Origin of the sequence: Streptomyces sp. NPDC050988 (genome assembly GCF_044456225.1) — a bacterium.
Classification (GTDB): Bacteria; Actinomycetota; Actinomycetes; order Streptomycetales; family Streptomycetaceae; genus Streptomyces.
The window spans coordinates 1-2,426 of sequence record NZ_JBITFQ010000068.1 but is presented as its reverse complement, the minus strand read 5'-3'; the positions used below and the strand labels follow the sequence as shown (position 1 = coordinate 2,426).

Annotated in this window: 1 protein-coding gene; it reads left to right on the top strand. The window is 59.9% G+C overall.

Going from position 1 to position 2,426, the window contains the following annotated elements; translation table 11 throughout:
* Nucleotides 1–543: 543 nt before the first annotated feature.
* Complete coding sequence (locus ACIBEI_RS49530; protein WP_398898121.1) at nucleotides 544–2,319, top strand: reverse transcriptase domain-containing protein; 1,776 nt, start codon at nucleotides 544–546, stop codon at nucleotides 2,317–2,319.
* Nucleotides 2,320–2,426: the final 107 nt, after the last annotated feature.

The window sequence follows — 2,426 nt, the reverse complement described above, 5'->3', positions numbered from 1 at the left end:
CCTCTCTGCGCCACGAGGCGCAGTGCCGTATAGCCCGCGCAGCGGGCAGAGATTGGAGGAATGTCTCTGGATCTGATGGCTTACCCAAGATCCGAAAGGTGAAGGGGACAATAGCATGCCAGGAAACCGGCGGCCGTGCCCAGGCGTATGGGGCGGTGCGTCGGGAGATCCGCGTGATATGGCGAAAGCTGGATTGCCTGAATCCCAGTTTCCAGAAGGTGTAAATGTTGTCACCCGCCGGAAAGACGTCTGGAACCGGTGCCGGCCCCTTCGGCGGGATGTAGAGGCGCCTGCCGCAATCCTCTGGGGTGCAGGAGCGATGCTCTGTCAGGGCATTAAAGGAGACGAACGGGACGCCTAAGTCACGCTAGAACGTACGGCACTGACGAACGTGGGATCGCCTAAGGAGCGCGAGTTCTATGGCGACAGAGTGCCCGCAGTAGTCGCAGGGGTAACGTCCTGCCAATCTGGAGACCGGGAGAACCGGACCACAGGGCGAAGGGGCACAGGTGATGGGACAACGAGAACCGCGAGGTATGCGCAATGCAGGACGCCGAAACGGTGCTTTCTGTCCTCCGCGAGCGCGGCAAGAAGGGCTTGCCGTGTAATCAGCTCTACAGGCAGATGTTCAACAAGGATCTGTACTTGCTGGCCTACGGTGGCATCTACTCCAACAAGGGTGCGATGACTCCAGGAGTCAGCGAAGACACCGCCGACGGCATGTCTGAGGGCAAGATCGACCAGATCATCGAAGCAATACGCGGCGAGCGATACCGGTTCTCCCCGGCACGCCGTGTTTACATCCCGAAGAAAAACGGGAGGCTTCGCCCCCTTGGTCTACCGTCATGGGAGGATAAACTTGTCGGCCAAGTGGTGCGTCTTCTACTGGAAGCGTACTACGAGCCGCAGTTCTCTTCCCGATCGCATGGTTTCCGAAAAGGTCGCGGCTGCCATACCGCGCTTGGCGAGGTGCAACGCACCTGGTCCGGGACCGTGTGGTTCATCGAAGGTGACATCTCCGACTGCTTCGGGTCCGTTGACCACGAAATCCTTCTCGGGATACTGGCGGAGAATATCCAAGATAACCGGTTTCTCCGGCTCGTTCGTAACATGCTCAAAGCCGGGTACATGGATGACTGGGAGTACCACGACACGCTAAGCGGAACTCCGCAAGGCGGCGTACTCTCACCCTTATTAAGTAACATCTACCTCGACAAGCTCGACGCATTCATAGAGAAGGAACTCATCCCCGAATACACGCGGGGGAGCCGCCGAAAAGAATACACCGAGTATCTCAGGGTGAAGAGTCGGCGGTTTCGTGCCATGCAACGCGGCGACCGAGCACAGGCCCGGGAACTGCAAAAGCAGATGCAACGTCTTCCCGCAAAAGAACCGATGGACCCCGGCTATCGAAGGCTGACCTATGTGCGGTACGCCGACGATCACTTGCTGGGCTTCATTGGTCCGAAGGCTGAGGCTGAGGAGATCAAGGCCAGACTGGCGAAGTTCCTACGGGAGACCCTCGGACTGGAACTGAACCAAGACAAGACCCTGATTACACACGCCCGCACACGTGCGGCGCGGTTCCTCGGCTACAACATCATCGCTCAGCACAGCAACACGAAACTCTCCAAAGGCCGTCGTACGGCCAATGGGACGATCGCGTTGCGCGTGCCAACAGATGTGATCAAAGCCAAGTGCGCCCCCTACCGGAGACACGGAAAGCCGTGGCACAGGGACCATCTCCAAAACCTGGACGATCACGACATCGTTCGGATCTACGGAGCTGAATATCGGGGCGTCGTGAACTACTACCTGCTCGCCCAGAACGTGTCGCAGCTCGGCATGCTGTGCTGGAACGCCCAGACATCCATGCTGAAAACTCTGGCCGCTAAGCACCGCTCCTCCGTCGGGAAGATGTCAGCCCGTTACCGGGTGAAGACTGAAACCAAAGACGGGCCGCGGATCTGCTATGAGGCCAGAAAGGCGCGCCCGGGCAAGCCAGATCTGGTATCACGATTCGGCGGAATACCTCTCAAACATGCAAGGCGCGCGATCATCCGCGATCCGGCCCCTGTCCAAGTTCACCCGCCGCGCAAGGAGTTGATCCACCGACTCCGAAAGCGGCGATGCGAACTGTGCGAGCAAGGCGCGACGGTGGCAGTCCACCAGGTCGCCAAGCTCGCAGATCTGGGAGCGCCGGGTCCGGAACAGCCCGCCTGGGCAGCCCTGATGGCGAGGATGCGGCGCAAGACGCTCATTGTCTGCACCGGATGCCACGAGCACATCCACGCCACCTCAAAAGCGAACGCGGCGTAGTCACTGGAGAGCCCAGTGCATCGAATAGATGCCCGCTGGGTTCGGCGGGAGGCTGCGCGGAAAAGACCCGGAACATCGGGACCTCGCCGCGCAGCCCACCCAGTACG

Excerpts from the sequence above, each read along its gene's own strand:
- ACIBEI_RS49530 (WP_398898121.1), top strand. The coding sequence starts at position 544 with ATGCAGGACGCCGAAACGGTGCTTTCTGTCCTCCGCGAGCGCGGCAAG.